This window comes from Sandaracinus amylolyticus, assembly GCF_021631985.1.
Classification (GTDB): domain Bacteria; phylum Myxococcota_A; class Polyangia; order Polyangiales; family Sandaracinaceae; genus Sandaracinus; species Sandaracinus amylolyticus_A.
This window is the reverse complement of record NZ_CP070225.1, coordinates 7,614,221-7,632,731: the sequence shown is the minus strand read 5'-3', so window position 1 is coordinate 7,632,731 and position 18,511 is coordinate 7,614,221. Positions and strand designations below refer to the sequence as shown.

Sequence of the window (18,511 nt, the reverse complement as noted above, 5' to 3'; positions counted from 1 at the left end):
CGCGAGTCCCATCACCACGGAGCGGAGCACGCGCCGCTCCGACGGGCGCGCCGCGCACCTCGCTGGCACGAGGCGCACGGCGCGCTCGACGTTCTTTCACTCGGGCCCGATCGCGCCCTCCTCGATCCACGCGCGCACGGTCTCGAGCGCGGCCGCGGAGACGGGACCACCCGAGGGCGGCATCACGCCGCAGCCGCTGCCCACGAGACGCTGGTAGAGCGCGGACTGCCCGGGCTGGCCGGGCACGACGCGATAGTCGGCCGGCGAGCACTCGCTGCTGGCGCGCGCGTCGCCGGTGAGCTCGCGATGCATCTGCGCGGCGTTGGTCGAGATTCGCAGGCCACCCGCCTCGTTCGACGTGTGGCAGGGCCCGCAGCGGCCGCCGTTGAGGATCGAGACGATCTCGGAGAACGCGACCGCGCCGGGGTCGGGCTCGGGGCCTGCGTCGCCGCCGGGATCGGGCGTGCCCGCGTCGGGATCGAGCGGGATCGTCACGCCGGAGTCGGGCTCGGGATCGTCGGCGCCCGCATCGACCTCGTCGATCGGCGGTGCGCCCGCGTCGTCGTCGGGCGGCGGCTGCGCGCCGGCGTCCCACGGCGCGCGACCGGCATCGCCGTTCCCCGTCGGCGGTGGCTGGTTCTCGCCCAGCGGCCCGCTGATCACGCCGACACATCCCGTGAGCGCGAGCCCGAGCGCGCATGCGATCGCGAGATCGCTCCTCGTCCTGCCCGACACCATCGCGCGATCCTCCCGCGGCGCGCGCGACGCGCGCCGATGTCGAAACCGCGCATCGAACAGCAAGCGCCGCGCCGCGCGACCGCTGGAGACGCCAGACCACGGCAGCGATCCGCGCTACGCCTCGCGCGATGGATCTGCAGCTCACCGGCAAGGTCGCGATCGTCACCGGCGCGAGCCGCGGCATCGGCCGCGCGATCGCGCAGACCCTCTCGCGAGAGGGCGTGAAGCTCGTGCTCGTCGCGCGCTCGCAGGAGCTCCTCGATGCGCTGTCGCGCGAGCTCGGCACCGAGAGCCTCGTGATGGCGATCGATCTGCGCCTGCCCGATGCGCCGCAGCGCGTGGTCGACGCCACGATCGCGCGCTTCGGCGCCATCGACGTGGTGGTGAACAACGCGGGCGCGACCAAGCGCGGCGACTTCCTCGCGCTCACCGACGACGAGTGGGCCGACGGCTTCGCGCTCAAGCTCTTCGGCGCGATGCGCCTGTGCCGCGCGGCGTGGGCGCACCTCGAGGCGAGCCGCGGCGCGATCGTGAACGTGATCGGCATCGGCGGGCGCACCGGCACCGCGGAGTTCGCGATCGGCGGCGCGGTGAACGCGGCCCTGTCGAACCTGACCAAGGTGCTCGCCGATCGCGGCGCGACGCGCGGCGTGCGCGTCAACGCGATCAACCCCGGCGCGATCGCGACCGAGCGGCTCCGCACCCGCATCCGCAACGCCGCGGCGCACGAGGGAGTCTCGGAGGACGAGGCCGCGCGGCGCATGGTCGCGGCGATGGGGATCCCGCGCTTCGGCGAGCCCGAGGACATCGCGCGCGTGGTCGCGTTCCTCGCCTCGCCGATCGCGAGCTACCTGCAGGGCGCGATCGTCGACGTCGACGGCGGCGCGACCAAGACGCTGTGATCGATCAGGCGCCGGCTCGAACGCGCGTCGCGGCGCGCAGCGCCGACTCGATCTGGGTCGGGAGGTACGGCTTCGTCAGCACGACCGCGCGCGCGAGCTCGGCGTCGTCGTCCTCGCGCGCCTGCTCGCCGTAGCCCGACGCGAGCACCACACCGAGCTCGGCCTGATCGCGCATCGCGCCGCGCGCGAGCTCGACCCCCGAGACGTCGGGGAGCCCGACGTCGGTGAAGAGCACGTCGAAGCGTGCGCTCCGCAGCGCTTCGCGCGCCTGCTCGCCGGTCGCCGCGCTCTGCACCTCGTGGCCGAGCGCCGCGAGCATCTCGCCCGCGAGCTCGCGCGAGTCGTCGTCGTCCTCCACGACCAGCACGCGCATCGCGCCGCCCGATCGCGAGCGTGCCTCGAGCGTCTCGCGCACCCGACGCGCGAGCTCGGCGCGCGGGTAGGGCTTCCGCACCAGGTGCGCGCGGCGCCGGAGCAGCGCTTCGTTCGCCCCGGTGTCGTCGCGATAGCCCGACGTGAAGAGCACCGCGAGCCCCGGGCGCATCGCCTCCGCGCGCTCGGCGATCTCGTGGCTGCGCAGCGCGCCCGGCACGACGACGTCGACGAAGAGCAGATCGATCGGGGTGCGGCCCTGCAGGATCTCCAGCGCGCGCGGACCGCTCTCCGCCTCGATCACGCGGTAGCCGAGATCGCGCAGCAGATCGCTCACCGTCGCGCGCACCGCGGGATCGTCCTCGAGCACGAGGATCGTCTCGGTGCCCCCGCGCACGACGCTGCTCGCCGTCTCCGCCGCGCGCACGCTCTCGGCGATGCGATCGGTGCGCGGCAGGTACACCTCGATCGTGGTGCCGCGGCTGGGCTCGCTCTCGATCGCGACGTGGCCGCCGGTCTGGCGCACGAACCCGTAGACCATGCTCAGGCCGAGCCCGGTGCCGCGCCCCTCGGCCTTCGTCGTGAAGAACGGCTCGAACGCGCGCTCGATCACCTCGCGCGTCATGCCGCACCCGGTGTCGGTGATCGCGAGCAGCACGTGATCGCCGGCGCTCGCCTCGGGGTGCGTCGAGGCGTCGAGCGTCACGTTGCGCGCCGAGATCTCGAGCCGCCCGGTGCCGTCCATCGCGTCGCGCGCGTTGATCGCGAGGTTGAGGATCACGTTGTCGAGCTGGTTGCGATCGACGAACGTCCGCCAGAGATCGGGCTGCACGTCGCGGACGATCTCGATGCGCTCGCCGACCGCGCGCCGCAGCAGCGGCTCGACGTCGTGCATGAGCCGATCGAGATCGACCACCTCGGGCTCGAGCTCCTGACGCCGCGCGAACGCGAGGAGCTGCGACGAGAGCCTCGCGCCGCGCTCCACCGCGCTCATCGCCTCGCGCAGGCGGCGGGTCGCGCGCGGATCGCCCGCGACGTCCGGCGCGAGCAGCGCGAGGTTGCCCGCGATCACCTGCAGCAGGTTGTTGAAGTCGTGCGCGACGCCGCCGGTGAGGCTCCCCACCGCTTCCATCTTCTGCGCCTGGCGGAGCGCGGCCTCGCTCTGCTCGAGCGCGCGCGTGCGCTCGGCGACGAGCTCCTCGAGGTGATCGCGATAGCGCGCGACCTCGTCCTGGGCGCGCCGCTCCTCGGTCACGTCGTGGCCCTGCACGAAGATGCCGGAGACCGTTCCGTCGGCTTCGATCACCGGCTGGTACACGAAGTCGAGGTAGCGCGTCTCGACCTGGCCTCCGCGCGCGAGCGCGACCGGCACGCTGTCCCCGACGAACGGCTCGCCGCTGCTGCGCACGCGATCGAGGAGCTCGATGAAGCCCTGCTCCGCGACCTCGGGGAGCGCATCGCGCACCGTCTTGCCGACGACGTCGCGCGCCCCGACGAGCTCGAGGTACGCCGCGTTCGCGAGCTCGAACACGTGCTCGGGGCCGCCGAGCACGCACATGAAACCCGGCGCCTGGCGGAAGAGCTGACGCAGTCGGCGTCGCTCCGCTTCCAGCACCACGTTGGTGTCCTGCACCGCGCTGGCGCGCGCGAGCACGTCTGCCTCGAGCTGCTCCCGCGTGCCGCTGATCGCCTGGCCCGCGGCGGCGCGCAGGCGCTCGAGCTCGGTCACGTCGCTGGTGTGCTGCAGCACGTACGCGACCTCGCCCTGCGCATCGAGGATCGGCGTGTGGGTCGCGCTCCAGCAGCGCTCCTCGAGGACGACGCCTTCCGGTGTCTCGCGCGGCACGCGATAGCGGATCAGCGCGAGGTGATCGCGTCGTTTGGTGCGCAGCGTGCGGTCGAGGGACGCGCGCAGGAGGCGCGCGCTGTCGTTGTCGGGCTGCTCGGGATCGTGGGGGAAGACCTCGAAGATCCCGCGCCCGATCAGATCCTCGAGCCGGCTCGCGGTGATCCGCAGGTACGCCTCGTTCGCGGCGACGTATCGGAGCTCGCGATCGAGCACCATGTACGCGTTGGGAGAGGCGTCGAAGATCGCGTGATGATGCATGTGGGGCTCGCCCCACCGCGGCGGCGCGCAGCTCCGATATAGGGCGGATGGTTCGAGGTGGCACCCTGGCGCGATGGCGGGGCTCAGGAGGCGTGGTCGCTCGCCACACCATCGCGACGCGCACGCAGCGCGAGGGCCATCGCGATCGTGAGCGCATCGCGCGGCGCGAACGCGATCGGGATCGCCGCGTCGAACCCGAGCTCGGTGCTGCGCTCGGCCGCCACGTCCGCGTGGGGCGCGAGGAGCGCGACGAAGAGCGGGCACGGCCGACCACCCGCGGCCTCGCGCGCGTCGAGCGCGATGCATGCGATCGGATCGTCGGCGCTCGCGAGGAAGCAGAGCACCGCGTCGACGTGGAACCAGCGCAGGAGCGACTCCGCGCTGGCGCGCGAGCTCGCGAGCACCGTCGTCGCGCCCGCGCGCTCGAGCATCTGGGTCAGCCGCGCGAGGGTCGCGAGCGAGCTCGCGCCGACGAGCACGACGCGTCCCTCGAGCGGCCTTCCGCGCACCTCGTTCTCGTGCTCGTCGAGCACTGCGCGCAGCACGCCGCGCGCGGCGTCCACCCAGCGTGCGCGCTCCGCGTCGAGGCGCTCCGCGTCGTCGGAGCGCACGGCACGCTCGGCGAGGATGCGCAGCTCGAGCATCGATGCGAGCTGCGTCGCGAGGACGAGCAACGTGCTCTGCACCGCGCCGGCCGAGGGTGCGCCCTCGCTCAGGAGCTCGTGCAGTCGATCGCGCGTCGCTGCGGCGCGCATGCGCTCCGAGCGCAGCACGCTCGCGATCGTCGGCAGCTCGTCGAGCACCTCGCGCAGCGCCTCGAGCCGGACGCGCAGCACGATCTCGATGCGCGCGGCGTCGTGTCCGCTCCGATCGACCGGCGTCGAGTCGACCCACGATGGCGTCACGCGCGCGGCGAGCGCGCGAGCATGGAAGGCCTCGCGCTCGGTCACGATCGAGAGCAGGACGTCGGCGCGCTCGAGCCACTCGCCCAGCGTGATGCGGTCGATGCGCACGCGTCTCCCCCCGTATCTCGGCCGCATAGCCGCCGGGTCGGGCGCGGCAACGCGGCCTCGTGGAGTCGATGCGTGCGTCCGCGTCGGGGGCGATCCGACGCGCATCGCATCGAGCGTCCGTCGACCGATCGTCGCGGACTCCGCGTGATGGTGGGTCCTCGCGCGTCGACCCCGCGCGCGCGGATCGCCGCGCGGGGCTCGCCGTTCGGATCAGCGCACGTCGAGGGCTCCGTACCCGGGCAGCGCGACGCGCGTCGCGGCGCCGCTCGGCATGGGCACGTAGACGATGCCTCCGTCGATGTGATCGACCTGCGCGAACACCGCGTCGACGCTCTCGCTCGCGCCGCTCGCATCGCTCCAGGTCGCGCGCACCGGCTCGCCCTGGGGCGGCAGCTGGAGCTCGACCTCGCTGCCCCACGAGAGGCTGCCGTCGACGTCGACGACGATCGTCGCGTAGGTCTGGGGCTGCGCCGCGATCAGCGCGCGGGTGCCGCGCACCGCGCGGATCCGATCGAAGATGAGCCCGTAGTTGTAGTCGCTGATCCACGTGGGATCGCAGTAGCCGAGGATGTCGGCGTGCTGCGCGGGATCCTTCAGCTCCCCGGTGAGGATGTCGTAGCCCCAGCTGCCGATGCTGCCGCCGGCGTAGGGGAACGAGGGATCGGGGCCCGCGACGCCGCCGCACGGCGCGTGCGGTCGACCGAGCGTGTGCCCGACCTCGTGCACGAACGTGCCCTGGGTGCCCGAGTAGCCGAGGCCGATGCTGACGCGCGCGCGATCGTCCTGCGCCCCCGGTACGAACCCGAGCCCCGCGACGCAGCCGCGCCCGCAGAAGTCGCCGAACGACTGGGACGGCGAGAAGAGGCAGTAGTAGTAGGTGTCGGGCGGCGCGCCGTCCTGCGCGCGCTGGTTCCCGCACTCGTTGAGCAGCGCGGACCATCCGCTGCCGTCGGCGCCGATCGTGTTGGGCCAGTCGAGCGGTCGCGCGCGCACCGTCACGTCGACGCCTTCCACCGGGAAGAGCCGCATCGCCTCGTCGGCGAAGCGCTGCACGTTCGCGCCGCTGGTGTCGGGCAGGCGGCCCGAGCCGTCCGCGGTGTAGCGCACCGGCACGAGCACGATGCGGAACGTGCCGCCCATCGAGCGCGCGGGCAGGAGCGCGGTACCGGCCGCGGGGAAGCGCGCGGGCGCGACGTCGGGAGAGCCACCGCCGCAGCGCGCCGCGGGATCGTAGATGCCGACCGAGATCGGCACGTCGGGCGTGAGCGCCGCGGGCGGGATCGAGAGGTTGAACGTCGACCCGAGCGCGTCGTCGCGCGAGACGTCGATGAGCGTCGCGCGCGCCTCGATCGGCGCCGCATCCCCGAGCTGCACGCGCGCCACGAGCTCGCGCGGGACGTAGCCCGAGCGCGGCGCGACGAAGAGACGCAGCAGGGCGCCGCGGTTCGCGACGATCGGCGCGTTCGGCGCGACCGCCTCTCCGTCGCGCGCGATCGTCACCTTCACGCCCTGGTAGAGCGCGACCTCGCGCAGCGTGAGGTCGCCGACCGGCGTGTCGTCGCCCTGCGGGAGGAACGCGTCGTAGTCGCAGCGCATCGCGTTGATCGTGCCGCCGCGCTGGCGACCTCCGACGACCGCGATCCAGTCGCCGGCCGCGCCGGTCTCGCTCGTCGTCACGTTCACGCTCAGCGTGGTCGGCGCGCACGCGCCGTCGGCGCAGAGCGTCGCATTCGCCTGGAAGCTCGGCGTGCCGGGCAGCGCGATGCGCGCGAAGCGCGCGGCATCGTCGGTGGTGAACGCCGCTGCGTGCGCGGCGCAGTCGGGCGGCTGCGACGAGAGCACGAGGTACTCGCGCGTCGCGCCGCCCTCGCACCGCGAGCCGACGGTCGCGAAGGGATAGATCGCGCCGGGTGGTGCCCACGCGTCGGGCGTCTCGGTCCACACCCCGCCGTCGGTCCCGGGAGGGACCACCGGAGGTCCGTCGCCGGGCGAGACGGAGGAGTCGCCTCCGATGATTCCCACGCAGCCCGTGAGGGCGAGTGCGACGAGCGCGGCGCGAGCCGCGTGCAGCGCGATCGAGTGCGGCACGTTCCTCCGGTGCGATCGCGCGCGGCGCGATCGATCTCGGGGTGAGGAAGGAGTGGAGCGGGAGGACTGCGGGGGCCGCGTCGCGTCTCGAGCTAGCCCGTGGAGACGCGTGTCACCACTGCCCGAACGAGCGTGCGAAGAGGTGCGCCGCGGTCGCATCGCACTCCGTTGAGCAACGTGCGTACCGCGTGTGATCGCCAGGAAAACGGCGCGTTTCGGGTGGTGCGCGGAGCGCTCCGCGCTCCATCAGCGGGGGTCGCGCGCCGACCCCGGCTCGATCCCCCAGCGCTTCATCTTCCGATAGAGCGTGGTGCGCGGGATGCCGAGGGTGCGGCACACCTCCGACACGTTGAAGCCGCTCGCTTCGAGCGCCGAGGCCACCCGCGCGGCTTCGCGCTCGTCGGCGTCGCGCCGCGAGAGGCTCCGTCTCGCCGGTGGCGTGCGTCCGCCGTCGAGCGCGAGATCACGCGCGTCGATGCGCGCGTCTTCGCTCTGCACCATCGCGCTCGCGAGCACGTTCTCGAGCTCGCGCACGTTGCCTGGCCAGGCGTGACGCGCGAGCGTGCGCAGCGCGGCGGGCGTGAGGCGCGGTGCGGGCTCGCGCTTCGTCTCGCGCGCCAGTCGCGCGATCACGTGCGCCGCGAGCAGCGGGAGATCTTCGAGGCGCTCGCGCAGCGGAGGCACCGCGACCTCGACCACCGCGAGCCGGTAGAAGAGATCCTCGCGGAAGCGCTGCCCCGCGACGTCGGCGCGCAGGTCGCGATGGGTCGCGGCGATCACCCGCGCCGAGAACGCGACGCTGCGCGATCCACCGAGTGGTCGCACCTCGCGCTCCTGCAGCGCGCGCAGCAGCTTCGCCTGGAGCGCGAGCGGGAGCTCGCCGATCTCGTCGAGGAAGAGCGTGCCGCCGCTCGCTCGCACGAAGAGCCCGACGCGATCGCGATCGGCCCCGGTGAACGCGCCGCGCGCGTGCCCGAAGAGCTCGCTCTCCAGCAGCGTCGCGGGCAGCGCCGCACAGTTGATCGAGATCATCGGTCCCTCGGGAGTCGGCCCGAAGCGATGCAGCGCCCGCGCGACGAGCTCCTTGCCGGTCCCGCTCTCGCCGGTGATCAACACCGGCAGTCCCGCGGGCGCGACGCGATCGACGCGCGCGAGGAGCGCGCGGATCGCCTCGCCGCGCCCGATCAGGCCGAGCTCCTCGTAGCGTGCGTCGGGACCGGCGCCCCGCATCGCGCGGATGGTGTCCTCGAGCCGCTCGATCTCGCGGCCCTTCTCGTCGAGCGAGCTCGCGATGCGACGACGCTCGCGCTCGAGCTCGCGGGTGCGCGTCGCGAGCTCTTCGTGGAGCCGCGCGTTCTCGAGCGCGATCGCGACCTGATCGGCGAACGCGACGAGGATGCCGACCCCGCCCTCGGCGAAGCTGCCGCGCGCGAACCGATGGTCGAGGTAGAGCGCGCCGAGCGTGCCGCCGCGCCCGCGGATCGGCACCGCGAGCACCGAGCGCAGCCCGAGCGCGCGCACCGAGCGCTGCTCCGCGAAGCGCGCGTCCTCGGTCGCCTCGGCGCTGAGGATCGGCTCGCCGCTCGCGATCACGCGCTCCGCGATCGAGCGGCTCCACTCGAGCCACGCACGATCGACGCGCCGTCGATCGACGTGGCGCGCCGCCGCGACCCGGAGCTCGCCGCCCTCGCGATCCGCGAGCAGCACGAAGCCGCGCTCGCCGCCGGTGAGCTCGATCGCGGCGTCCATCGCGACCTCGAGCACGTCGGTCGCGCGGAGGCTCGACGTGAGCCGCGCGTTCACCGCGAGCAAGCGCTCGAGCCATCGCTCGCGCGCGCTCGCCCCGGGCGCAGCGCGCTCGCCTCCCCCGAGATCGCGTCGCTTGGGGACGGCCCAGAACGCGGCGCGCTCGGACGCCGGCAGCGTGAGCGCGGCGCGCTCCCAGATCGCACGCGCACGATCGCGGAACGGCCGTGCCGTCGCGGGCGCACCGGCGTGATCGGCGGCCTGTGCGGCGAGCGCGGCGAGCTCGGCCTCGACGTCGCGCGCACCGCCCGGGCCGAGCGCGGCGAGCCCTTCTTCCGCGGCGGCGAGCGCGCGCTCGGGGCGCTCGTGCGCGAGCTCGATGCGGGCCCGGGTGGCGCACGACTTCGCGATCAGGTCGCGCGCATCCGCGGCGCCCGCGTCGTCGCGCGCGCGATCGACGTGCGACGTGGCGCCATCGAGCGCGCCGCGCGCGAGCGCGATCTGGCCCTCCAGGATCGCGAGCTCCGCGCGCTCGCGGGTCGCGCCGATGCGATCGGCGATCGCGATCGCTTCGTTCGCGAGGCCGGTCGCGCCATCGGGATCGCCGCGCCCCAGCGCGAGCGCGCCGCGCAGCTCGAGACAACACGCGATCATCGCGTCGAGACCACCGGCGCGCGCGGCATCGAGCGCGGCCACCGCCTCGATCTCGGCGCGCGCGCTCGCGCCCGCATCGGCGAGGAGCTGCGCGCGATCGAAGAGCGCGACCGCGTGGGTGCGCACCCGGCCGAGCGCGTGAGCGAGCCGCAGCGCGCGCTCGTACGCGTCACGCGCCGCACCGAGCTCACCCCGCAGGTGCTCGGTGGTGCCGAGGTTGAGCGCCGCGCTCGCGAGCTGATCGTCGAGCGCGTGCTCCTCGGCGATCGCGAGCGCCTCCCGATAACGCGCCGCCGCGGCCTCGAGCTCGCCCGCCCGGTACGCGTGGATCGCGCGGTAGCTCGCGATGCGCACCCGGGCCCGCGGGTCGTCGCGCCCGCTCGCACGCCGCAGCCGCTCCGCCTCGGCGAGCGCCCGATCGGACGCGCTGCGATCCCCGAGGTAGCCCGCGGCGACGCCGACGTCCTCGAGCAGATCGGCGCGCATCGCGTCGTCGATCGCGTCGCCGCGCAGCGCGTCCTCGGCGGCCCGCCGGGCCTCGTCGTAGCGTCCGAGCTGGATCGAGGCGCGCGCGACGAGATCGGCGTGACGAACACCGGTGGTGCGCGCCAGCACGCGCAGTGCGCGCGCGCCATCGCCGCGTCGCAGGTACGCCGACGCCGCGGCTTCCCGCGCCTCGGCGCGCATCGAGTGATCAGGCCTCGTGCGCAGCGCGCGCGCGATCGTCGCGAGCGCGAGATCGGCGCGCCCGGTCCGCTCTTCGATCCCTGCGAGCGCGAGCAGCACGTCGGCGCGGCCGCTCGCCCGCGCGACGATTGCCGCGCGCTCGCGATCCCACGGCGCATCGGGATGGCCGAGCAAGAGCGCGCTCGCCTCGTCGGTCTCGCCCGCCTCGGCGAGCCGTCGCGCCCGCTCCACGATCGCGCGCTGCGGCGAGGGATCACGCGCCGCGGTCGCGGCGAGCGCGAGGAACGCCGCGCGACGCTCGGCGGGACGCGCCGACGCGAGCACGTCCTCGACCGCCACGACCAGCCGCAACGACGCCCGCTCTCGACGCGCCCACCCGCGCGAGACCAGCGCCGCGATGCGCGCCGCGTCGAGCCCGAGCGCATCGGCCTCGCCGTCGTCGAGCGTGCCTCCCGCCGCCGCGATCGACATCGCGCTCGCGCGCTCGGTCGTGCTCGCGTCCATCGGCGCACCGCGCCGCGCGAGCTTGCGCACCGTCTCCGCGATCGCCGCGCGATCCACGTGCGCTCCGCGCAGCGCGTCGAGGATCGCGACGATGCGCCCGGGCAGGCCCTCGCTCGCATGCGTGAGCGCCTCGATCGCGTCGGGCTCGATCCGCGCGCCCAGCCACGTCGTGACGTCGCGCGTCTCGAGCGGCGCGAGCCGAAGTCCCTCGCCCTCGCTCGTCGCGATCACGACCGCGATCGGCCCTCGGGGATCGATCGCGCGCGTGATCGCGTCGAGCAACGCCCGCGCATCGGTCGCGAGCCGGTCCGCGTCGTCGATCACGATCACACACGCTCGACCACGCCCGCTCGCGCGATCGATCGCGGCGAGCGCGTCGGCGACTCCGCGCACCGTTCCCTCGCGCCCCGCGGCCCGCGCGATCGCATCTCCGAGCGCGCCCGCGATCGGCTCGACGATCTCCGCGCGCAGCCCGCAGCGCCATCGGAACCGCGACAGGAGCGCGGTGCGGCCGCTTCCGCTCGGGCCCACGACGCGCACCACCCGCGCGCCGACCGCGCCCTCGCTCACCCGCGCCACCAGCGCATCGAGCGCCTCGAGCGCCCCGTCGCGACCGACGAGCGCGGCGGGGATCGCTTCCACCGCGCGCGCCCGCACCCCCAGCGTCGCGAGGGCCTCCGCCGCGCTGGGCCGGCGCGCGGGATCGTCATGGGCGAGCGCGTCGATCACCGCGCGCGCGGCGTACGGCACCGGCTCACCGATCGTCGGGAGCAGCGCGCGCATCGCGATCCCGAGCGCGTAGAGATCGCCGCGACCATCGACGTCACGCGCGCCCCGCACCAGCTCGGGCGCGACGAGCCCCGGCGTCGCGCCCCGCAGCGCGCTCCCGAGCGCGCCCGCGAGCCCGAGATCGACCAGCACCGCGCGCCCATCCGCGGCGACCAGCACGTTCTCGGCGCGCACGTCGCCGTGCCGCAGCCCCGCGCCGTGCAGCGCCGCGAGCCCCTCGAGCGCCGACACGATCGCGCGCTCCATCGCGGCCCACCGCGCGCCGCTCGCGAAGCGCGCGAGCGACACGCCCTCGATCAGCTCGCTCGCGATCCACGCGATCTCGCGATCGCCCACCCGCACGCGACCGACATCGGCGATCCTCGCGAGCGATGGGTGCACGAGCCGCGTCGCGACCTCGAGCTCCGCGACCACCGCGTCGAGCGCGTGCGCCGCCACCATCTTGAGCGCGACCTCGCGACCGCGCGCGAGATCGAGCGCGCGCACCACGCGCCCCTGTCCGCCCTCGCCGAGCGGCGCGACGACGCGGAACCGAGACGCGATCACGACCCCCGGCGAGACCACGACGCGAGTGTACCAACATGTTCCAGTGGCACGGACGAAGGCACGAGTGGAACAACATGGAACAGTCGGATCCCGCGTTTTCGCGGGAAATCCCGACGGCACACACGCTGCTCAGGATCGGCGCGTGACCGCGCTCTTCCGCGCTCTCGGGCTCCTCGCGCTGCTGGCGTTCGCCGGCTGCGTGGGCACCCCGCAGCCCGACCCGCCGAACCTCGCGCCCGAGCGCTTGCGGGTGATGGGCGGCGAGCGCGGAGGCTCGTTCCTGTTGATCGGTGATCGCGGCGCGGCGATCGCGACTCCGCCCGCCGAGGTCCTCGTCGCGAACCTCGACGTGCCCTCGACGGTGGTGCGCATCGCGCCGGTCGCCGACGACGGCAGCTTCTCGCTCGACCTCACCACGGCCGCGGTCGACGAGCTGCGCATCTGGGTGCGCGGCGCCGACGGCGAGCGCTCGGCGCCGGTCGACGTGCTCGCCGACGCGATCAGCATCGCGCCCGCGGTGCGCGCGCTGACCTGCTTGCGCGTCGAGCCTCGCGATCTCGTGGTGCTCGGCAGCGGGGTGGGCAGCGAGGCACGCGACACGATCACCCTCCTCAACGACTGCACCGAGGACGTGACGATCGAGTCGGTGGTGCTGCGCGCGCCGATCGCCGGCGTCGCGATCGAGCCCGCGCCCACCCGCGTCGCGGCCGGCGCGAGCGCCACGATCGAGCTGCGCTTCACGCCCGACGAGAGCGTGCCCGCGGGCCCGGTCGAGGACGTCCTGCTCGTCACCGTGGCGGGCGCGACCGAGCGCGATCGCCGCGCCGTGATCGTCGCCGCCGAGGTCCGGTGACGCGCCCTCGCTTCGCTCGTTCCGAAAGGAGACTGCTCATGCCTTCGTCCGCTCGTTCGCTCTCGATGCTCGCGCTCGCCGCCGCGCTCTCCGGCTGCAGCGCCGATCCCGCGCCGATCACACCGCCTCCCGATCCCCCGGGCGACGTCGCGCGCTCGGCGCTCGTCCGGGAGAGCGCGCCCTCGGTCTCCGCGGAGGAGGCCGCGTCGCTGCGCGCCGGCGCGACCGACTTCGCGCTCGATCTCCACCGCCGCGTCGCAGGCCCGGGCAACTCGGTGATCTCGCCGCACTCGATCCAGGTCGCGTTCGGCATGCTGCGCCCCGGCGCGCTCGGCGAGACGGCCGCGCAGATCGACGCGGTGATGGGCTGGGCCCATCCCGGCGAGCCCACCTATCGCGCGATGAACGCGCTCGACCTCGCGCTCGCGTCGCGCCCTCGCGAGGGTGTGCGGCTCGCGATCGCGAACCAGTCGTTCGGACAGATCGGCTTCCCGTTCGAGGCTGCGTACCTCGACGCGATCGCGACGCACTTCGGCGCCGGCATCTCGCTGCTCGACTTCGTGGGCGACACCGAGGGAAGCCGGGTCGTGATCAACGGCTGGGTCGACGAGCGCACCGACGGCAACATCCCCGAGCTGATCCCCTCGGGCGTGATCGACGGCACGACCCGGCTCGTGCTGGTGAACGCGGTGCACTTCGACGCCGCGTGGGAGACCGAGTTCGATCCCGACGACACCCGCGACGGCGCGTTCCATCGCGCGACCGGCGGCGACGTGACGGTGCCGCTGATGCACCTCGCGCTCGACGCGCCGCACGCGACGGGCGAGGGCTGGGCCGCGGCCGAGCTCGCCTACGCGGGCGAGGAGCTCGCGATGCTCGTCGTGGTGCCGACCACCGGCACGCTCGACGCGCTCGAGGGCTCGCTCGACGCGACCGGGCTCGACGCGATCGTCGCGTCGCTCGCGACCGAGACCATCGACGTCACGATGCCGCGCTTCGCGTTCGGCAGCGACGTCGATCTCGTCGAGCCGCTGCGCGAGGCGGGCATGCCCAACGTGTTCGACGGCGGGCTCGCCGAGCTCGACGGCATCTCGGCGGGCCGCGATCTCTACGTGTCCGCCGCGCTGCACTCCGCGACGATCGACGTGAGCGAGGCGGGCACCGAGGCCTCGGCCGCGACCGCGGTGATCGTCGGCGAGCGCGCCGCGCCGCCGCGTCCTCGGGTGTCGCTCGATCGTCCGTTCCTCTTCTTCATCCGCGACCGCGCGACCGGCGCGCTGCTCTTCGTGGGCCGCGTCGCCGATCCCAGCGCCTGACGAGAATCGGCTCGCCCGCCGGTCCCTACCGTCCGCGCGCTTCGCGCGCTCCCGTCCGGGACATGCGGGACGAGCACTCCGGCAGACGAATCGGCTCGCCCGCCGGTCCCTAGCGTCGCCGGTTCTTCTTGCGAGCCGCTCTTCCTCCGGGAGGAGCGGCTCGTTCGCCGAGGCGCTCCACCAGGAAGTCGACGAACACCCGCACCCGCGCCGGGGTGTTCGGGCCGCCGACGAACACCGCGTGCACCGCCTCGCGATCGCCGGGGTTGAACGACTCGAGCAGCGCGACGAGCCTTCCGGTCGCGAGGTCCTCGGCGACGTTGAAGTCGCCGACGCGCGTGATGCCGACGCCTTCGCGCGCGAGCTGCACCAGCGTGTCGCCGTTGTTCGCCTCGACGTTGCCCTTCACCGTGAGCGCGAAGTCGCGCCCGTCGCGGCGGAACGGCCACACCGGCTCGGCGCGACGGAAGTCGAAGTTGAGGCAGTTGTGGCGATGCAGGTCCTCGGGGACCTTCGGCTTGCCGCGACGCGCCAGATACGCGGGCGACGCGACGATCACGCGCCCGTTCTCGCTCAGCCGCCGCGCCATCAGCGGGCTGTCGGCGAGCGGGCCGAAGCGGATCGCGACGTCGGCCTGGCCCGCGGCGACGTCGACGATCGCGTCGCTGAGGCTCAGGTCGACGACGATGTGCGGATGGCGCGCGACGAACTCGCCGAGCAGCGGCGTCACGCAGAGCCGCCCGTGCGCGAGCGCCGCGCTCACCCGCAGCCGTCCGCGCGGCGCGCCCTGATCGGCGAGCGTGCGCTCCACGTCGTCGAGGTCGGCGAGGATGCGGCGCGCGCCGAGCAGGTACGCCTGACCCTCGGCCGTCAGCGTGAGCGCGCGCGTCGTGCGGATGACCAGCCGCACCCCGAGCCGCGACTCGATGCGCGCCACCGTCCGGCTCACCGCCGAGGGCGTGAGGCCCAGCGCGCGACCCGCCGCCGAGAAGCTCCCCATCTTTGCGATGGTGGCGAAGGTCTCCAATTCCGCCCCGCGATTGACGCTCTCCCGGCTCATCTGTGCGCCCCGATCAAAGATGCTTCGCTCTGCCGAGGGCTACACCGGGTCGCCGCGAGACGCCATGCAGAGCGCGTGAAGATCCATCCTCCTCTCCTGGCGCTCGCAGTGGGCGCCTTCGGCATCGGCGTCACCGAGTTCGCCCCGATGGGCCTCTTGAGCGTGATGGCCGACGACCTCGACGTGTCGATCCCCGCGGCGGGCATGCTCGTCAGCGCGTACGCGCTCGGCGTGATGCTCGGCGCGCCGCTGATGACGCTGACCACCGGACGCGTGCCGCGGCGCACGCTGCTCATCGGGCTCATGGCGATCTTCACCGCGGGCAACGTGCTCTCGGCGATCGCGGGCAGCTACGAGACGCTGATGGTCGCGCGCATCGTGACCGCGCTCTGCCACGGCGCGTTCTTCGGCGTCGGATCGATCGTCGCCGCGAGCCTGGTGCCCGCGAACGAGCGCGCCGGCGCGGTCGCGAGCATGTTCATGGGCCTCACGATCGCGAACGTCGTCGGCGTGCCCCTCGCGACGTGGGCCGGCGAGCAGATCGGCTGGCGCGCGTCGTTCTGGGGGATCGCGGCGCTCGGTCTCGTCGCGATGATCGCGATCCGGATCACGCTCCCGGCGATCGCGGGCCCGTCCTCGACCGACGTGAGCGCCGAGCTGCGCGTGCTGACGCGCGGGCGCGTGCTCGCCGCGCTCGCGCTCACGGTGATCGGGTCGAGCGCGATGTTCACCGTCTTCACCTACATCGCGCCGCTGCTCGAGCACCAGACCGGCGCGTCCGCGGGCTTCGTGACCGCGATGCTCGTGACCTACGGCGCCGGCCTCACGGTGGGCAATTGGATCGGTGGTCGGTTCGCCGATCGCTCGGTCGACAAGACGTTGGTCACGACGCTCGGCGTGCTCGTCGCGCTGCTGATCGCGCTCGCGCTCGCGATGCCCTACGCCGCGCCCACCGCGGTGGTGATCTTCCTGTGGGGCGTGGCGAGCTTCGCGCTCGTGCCCCCGCTCCAGATGCGCGTGATGTCGGCGGCGGCCGACGCGCCCAACCTCGCGTCGGCCACCAACATCGGCGCGTTCAACCTCGGCAACGCGCTGGGCGCGGCGCTCGGCGGCGCGGTGATCGGTGCCGGGCTCGGCTATCCCGCGGTCGCGCTCGCCGGCGCAGGTGCTGCGCTCGCAGGGCTCGCGATGGTGCTCTACCTGTCGCGCGAAGCGGCCACGCCGGTGAGCGAGCGCGTCTGACCTCGCAGCACCGCGCTCACACGATCGGGGATCGCGGCCGCGATCCCCGCCGCGAGGAACACGATCTCCTCGAGCGTGCGGAAGAGCAGCGGCGTCGGCGGCTGCCCGTCGAACGGGATCCCGCTCAGCGCGGCGTGGACGTTCGCGGGGAACATCGCGAGCATCAGCACCACGAGGCAGCCCGCGGCCCACGGCGCGGTGCGCGGGATCAGCAGACCGAGCGCGCCCGCGAGCTCCGCGATCCCGGTGAGCGTCACCATCAGATCGGGGCGCGGGAAGATCGGCGGGACCATCCGGATCATGTCGTCGCGCAAGAACGCGAAGTGAGCCGATCCGGTCAGGACGAACATCGCGGCGAGCGCGATGCGCAGCGAGACGTGCCAAGGCCAACGACCACGCCCCACCAAGCCGAGGATCGTGAACGTGCCGATCAGAACGATGAGCGGTGCCATGCGCGGACCGTGATCCGCGCGCCCTCACTCGGATTGAACGGACTGGCTGCGTCGCGCGATCTCCGACGGCGTGACCCCGAACATCTCGCGGAAGGTTCGCGTCATGTGCGCCGCGTCCGCGAACCCCGCGCCCAGCGCGGCCTGCGCCGCGGACGTGCCGCCGAGCAGCATGCCCGCGGCGCGTCGCACGCGGAGCCAACGCACGTAGGGCCGCAGCGGCAGGCCCACGTGCTCGGTGAACGCGTGCAGGAAGCGGCTCGGCGAGAGCGCGGCGATCGCCGCGAGCGCATCGAGCGACACGTCGGCGTCGGGCGGCGCCTGCTCGAGGTGGCGCAGCACCTTCGCGACCGCGGGATGGACGCGGATCGGCGCGGGCTCCGGCGCGCCCAGCACCTCGAGCAGGAGATCCACGATCGCCTCGGTCGGCTCGTGATCGAGCACGTCGACGAGCGGCGCGGCCTCGTCGTCCGAGAGCATGCGGATCTCGCGCGCCGGGCACGCCGCGACGAGGCTCGCCGCGATGCGGCCTTCGGGCTCGACGTAGAGCAGCGCGATCTCGCCGCTCGCCGCGATCGCGTGCTCGACGTCGGGCGGCGTGAGGATCGCGCGGACCTCGTGCTCGATCGCATCGGGCCCCGACGCGCGGAGCGGCGCGTCGAGGCCGATCACCAGATGCCACCAGTGATGCGCGTGCGGCGTCGAGGTCCCGCCGGGGCCGCGCACCAGCAGCGCCTGATCCCACGCTCGCGCGAGCGGCGCGCGGGTCGTGCTCGTGCGCGGCAAGAGCATGCGCGGTCCATGCGTCGCGCGGCGTGCTCGGTCAACGTACGATCCCTGGATCGCGACGTCCGCGCGCTGTGATTGTGGCCCGCACCGGCTCGTCTATGGTTGCGCGCATGGCTGCTCCCAAGACCCAGACGATCTCCGGATCCAACGCGAACATCCGCGTCGTGCAGTCCTTCCTCGACGCGCTCTCCGCATTCGACATCGATCGAGTGCTCTCGATGCTGAGCGACGACATCGTCTATCAGAACGTGCCGTTCCCGCCCGATCGCGGTCGCGCGCAGGTCGAGCGCACCCTGCGCCTCTTCGGGCGCGTCGCGAGCGAGCTCGAGATCCGCGTCCACCACATCGCCGAGAACGACGGCATCGTGCTCACCGAGCGCACCGATCTCATCCGTGGGCCCGCGCTCGATCTCGCGTTCTGGTGCTGCGGCACCTTCGAGGTGCGCGACGGGAAGATCGTGCTGTGGCGTGATCGCTTCGACACCGCCGAGCTCACGCTGCAGCTGCTGACCAGCCCGATCCGCCGCGCCGCGCGCCAGCTCGGCGTGCTCGGCCGTCCCGGCGAGGGCGCCAGCGCGACCAGCCCGCGCGACGCGCACGTGCCTGCGCCGCACCGCGCGAGCGCCTGAGCCGTGGCTCATCGGGCGGCGTTCTCT

The 18,511-nt window shown here is 73.8% G+C and carries 13 protein-coding genes; 5 read left to right on the top strand and 8 right to left on the bottom strand.

All coding sequences use genetic code 11. From position 1 onward, the window contains the following. Window positions 1–96: 96 nt before the first annotated feature. The gene (locus I5071_RS32220) at window positions 97–738 is read right to left on the bottom strand and encodes a hypothetical protein (RefSeq protein ID WP_236517099.1); all 642 of its coding nucleotides are present in this window, start codon (window positions 736–738) and stop codon (window positions 97–99) included. Between the two features lie 128 nt (window positions 739–866). Between I5071_RS32220 and I5071_RS32215 the strand changes: the two genes are divergently transcribed. Next, window positions 867–1,640 carry an SDR family oxidoreductase gene (locus I5071_RS32215; RefSeq protein WP_236517098.1) on the top strand — a complete coding sequence of 258 codons (774 nt, stop codon included), beginning with the start codon at window positions 867–869 and terminating at the stop codon, window positions 1,638–1,640. 4 nt (window positions 1,641–1,644) lie between these two features. Here the strand turns inward: I5071_RS32215 and I5071_RS32210 are convergent, their stop codons facing one another. The 4 genes from I5071_RS32210 to I5071_RS32195 form a co-directional block, all read right to left on the bottom strand. Continuing rightward, window positions 1,645–4,119, bottom strand: a complete 2,475-nt coding sequence (locus I5071_RS32210) for a response regulator (RefSeq protein ID WP_236517097.1) — start codon at window positions 4,117–4,119, stop codon at window positions 1,645–1,647. A gap of 83 nt (window positions 4,120–4,202) precedes the next feature. Next, complete coding sequence (locus I5071_RS32205; RefSeq protein WP_236517096.1) at window positions 4,203–5,132, bottom strand: hypothetical protein; 930 nt, start codon at window positions 5,130–5,132, stop codon at window positions 4,203–4,205. Between the two features lie 210 nt (window positions 5,133–5,342). Beyond that, a complete protein-coding gene (locus tag I5071_RS32200) occupies window positions 5,343–7,103 on the bottom strand; it encodes a M66 family metalloprotease (RefSeq protein ID WP_236517095.1) in 1,761 nt (586 codons plus the stop codon). Between the two features lie 363 nt (window positions 7,104–7,466). After that, window positions 7,467–12,164 carry a sigma 54-interacting transcriptional regulator gene (locus I5071_RS32195; RefSeq protein ID WP_236517094.1) on the bottom strand — a complete coding sequence of 1,566 codons (4,698 nt, stop codon included), beginning with the start codon at window positions 12,162–12,164 and terminating at the stop codon, window positions 7,467–7,469. Between the two features lie 124 nt (window positions 12,165–12,288). Here I5071_RS32195 and I5071_RS32190 point away from each other — a divergent pair, with 124 nt between their 5' ends. Together I5071_RS32190 and I5071_RS32185 are read left to right on the top strand one after the other, a co-directional pair. Beyond that, entirely contained in the window at window positions 12,289–12,999 is a 711-nt protein-coding gene (locus I5071_RS32190; protein ID WP_236517093.1) for a hypothetical protein, read from the top strand. Between the two features lie 38 nt (window positions 13,000–13,037). Further along, the gene (locus I5071_RS32185) at window positions 13,038–14,315 is read left to right on the top strand and encodes a serpin family protein (RefSeq protein ID WP_236517092.1); all 1,278 of its coding nucleotides are present in this window, start codon (window positions 13,038–13,040) and stop codon (window positions 14,313–14,315) included. Between the two features lie 109 nt (window positions 14,316–14,424). On the opposite strand, the gene I5071_RS32180 is transcribed toward I5071_RS32185, so the two are convergent. Beyond that, on the bottom strand, window positions 14,425–15,375 hold the full coding sequence (locus I5071_RS32180; RefSeq protein WP_268921168.1) for a LysR family transcriptional regulator: 951 nt from the start codon (window positions 15,373–15,375) through the stop codon (window positions 14,425–14,427). A gap of 75 nt (window positions 15,376–15,450) precedes the next feature. Between I5071_RS32180 and I5071_RS32175 the strand changes: the two genes are divergently transcribed. Beyond that, complete coding sequence (locus I5071_RS32175) at window positions 15,451–16,617, top strand: MFS transporter (protein WP_236517090.1); 1,167 nt, start codon at window positions 15,451–15,453, stop codon at window positions 16,615–16,617. On the opposite strand, the gene I5071_RS32170 is transcribed toward I5071_RS32175, so the two are convergent. Next, window positions 16,572–17,069, bottom strand: a complete 498-nt coding sequence (locus I5071_RS32170; RefSeq protein WP_236517089.1) for a DoxX family protein — start codon at window positions 17,067–17,069, stop codon at window positions 16,572–16,574. The two genes, I5071_RS32175 and I5071_RS32170, sit on opposite strands and share 46 nt — an antisense overlap. 24 nt (window positions 17,070–17,093) lie before the next feature. Beyond that, the gene (locus I5071_RS32165; RefSeq protein ID WP_236517088.1) at window positions 17,094–17,858 is read right to left on the bottom strand and encodes an AraC family transcriptional regulator; all 765 of its coding nucleotides are present in this window, start codon (window positions 17,856–17,858) and stop codon (window positions 17,094–17,096) included. 107 nt (window positions 17,859–17,965) lie between these two features. On the opposite strand from I5071_RS32165, the gene I5071_RS32160 reads away from it, so the two are divergent. Continuing rightward, window positions 17,966–18,484: a limonene-1,2-epoxide hydrolase family protein gene (locus I5071_RS32160; protein WP_236517087.1), complete on the top strand. Its 519-nt coding sequence runs from the start codon at window positions 17,966–17,968 to the stop codon at window positions 18,482–18,484. Window positions 18,485–18,511 lie beyond the last annotated feature (27 nt).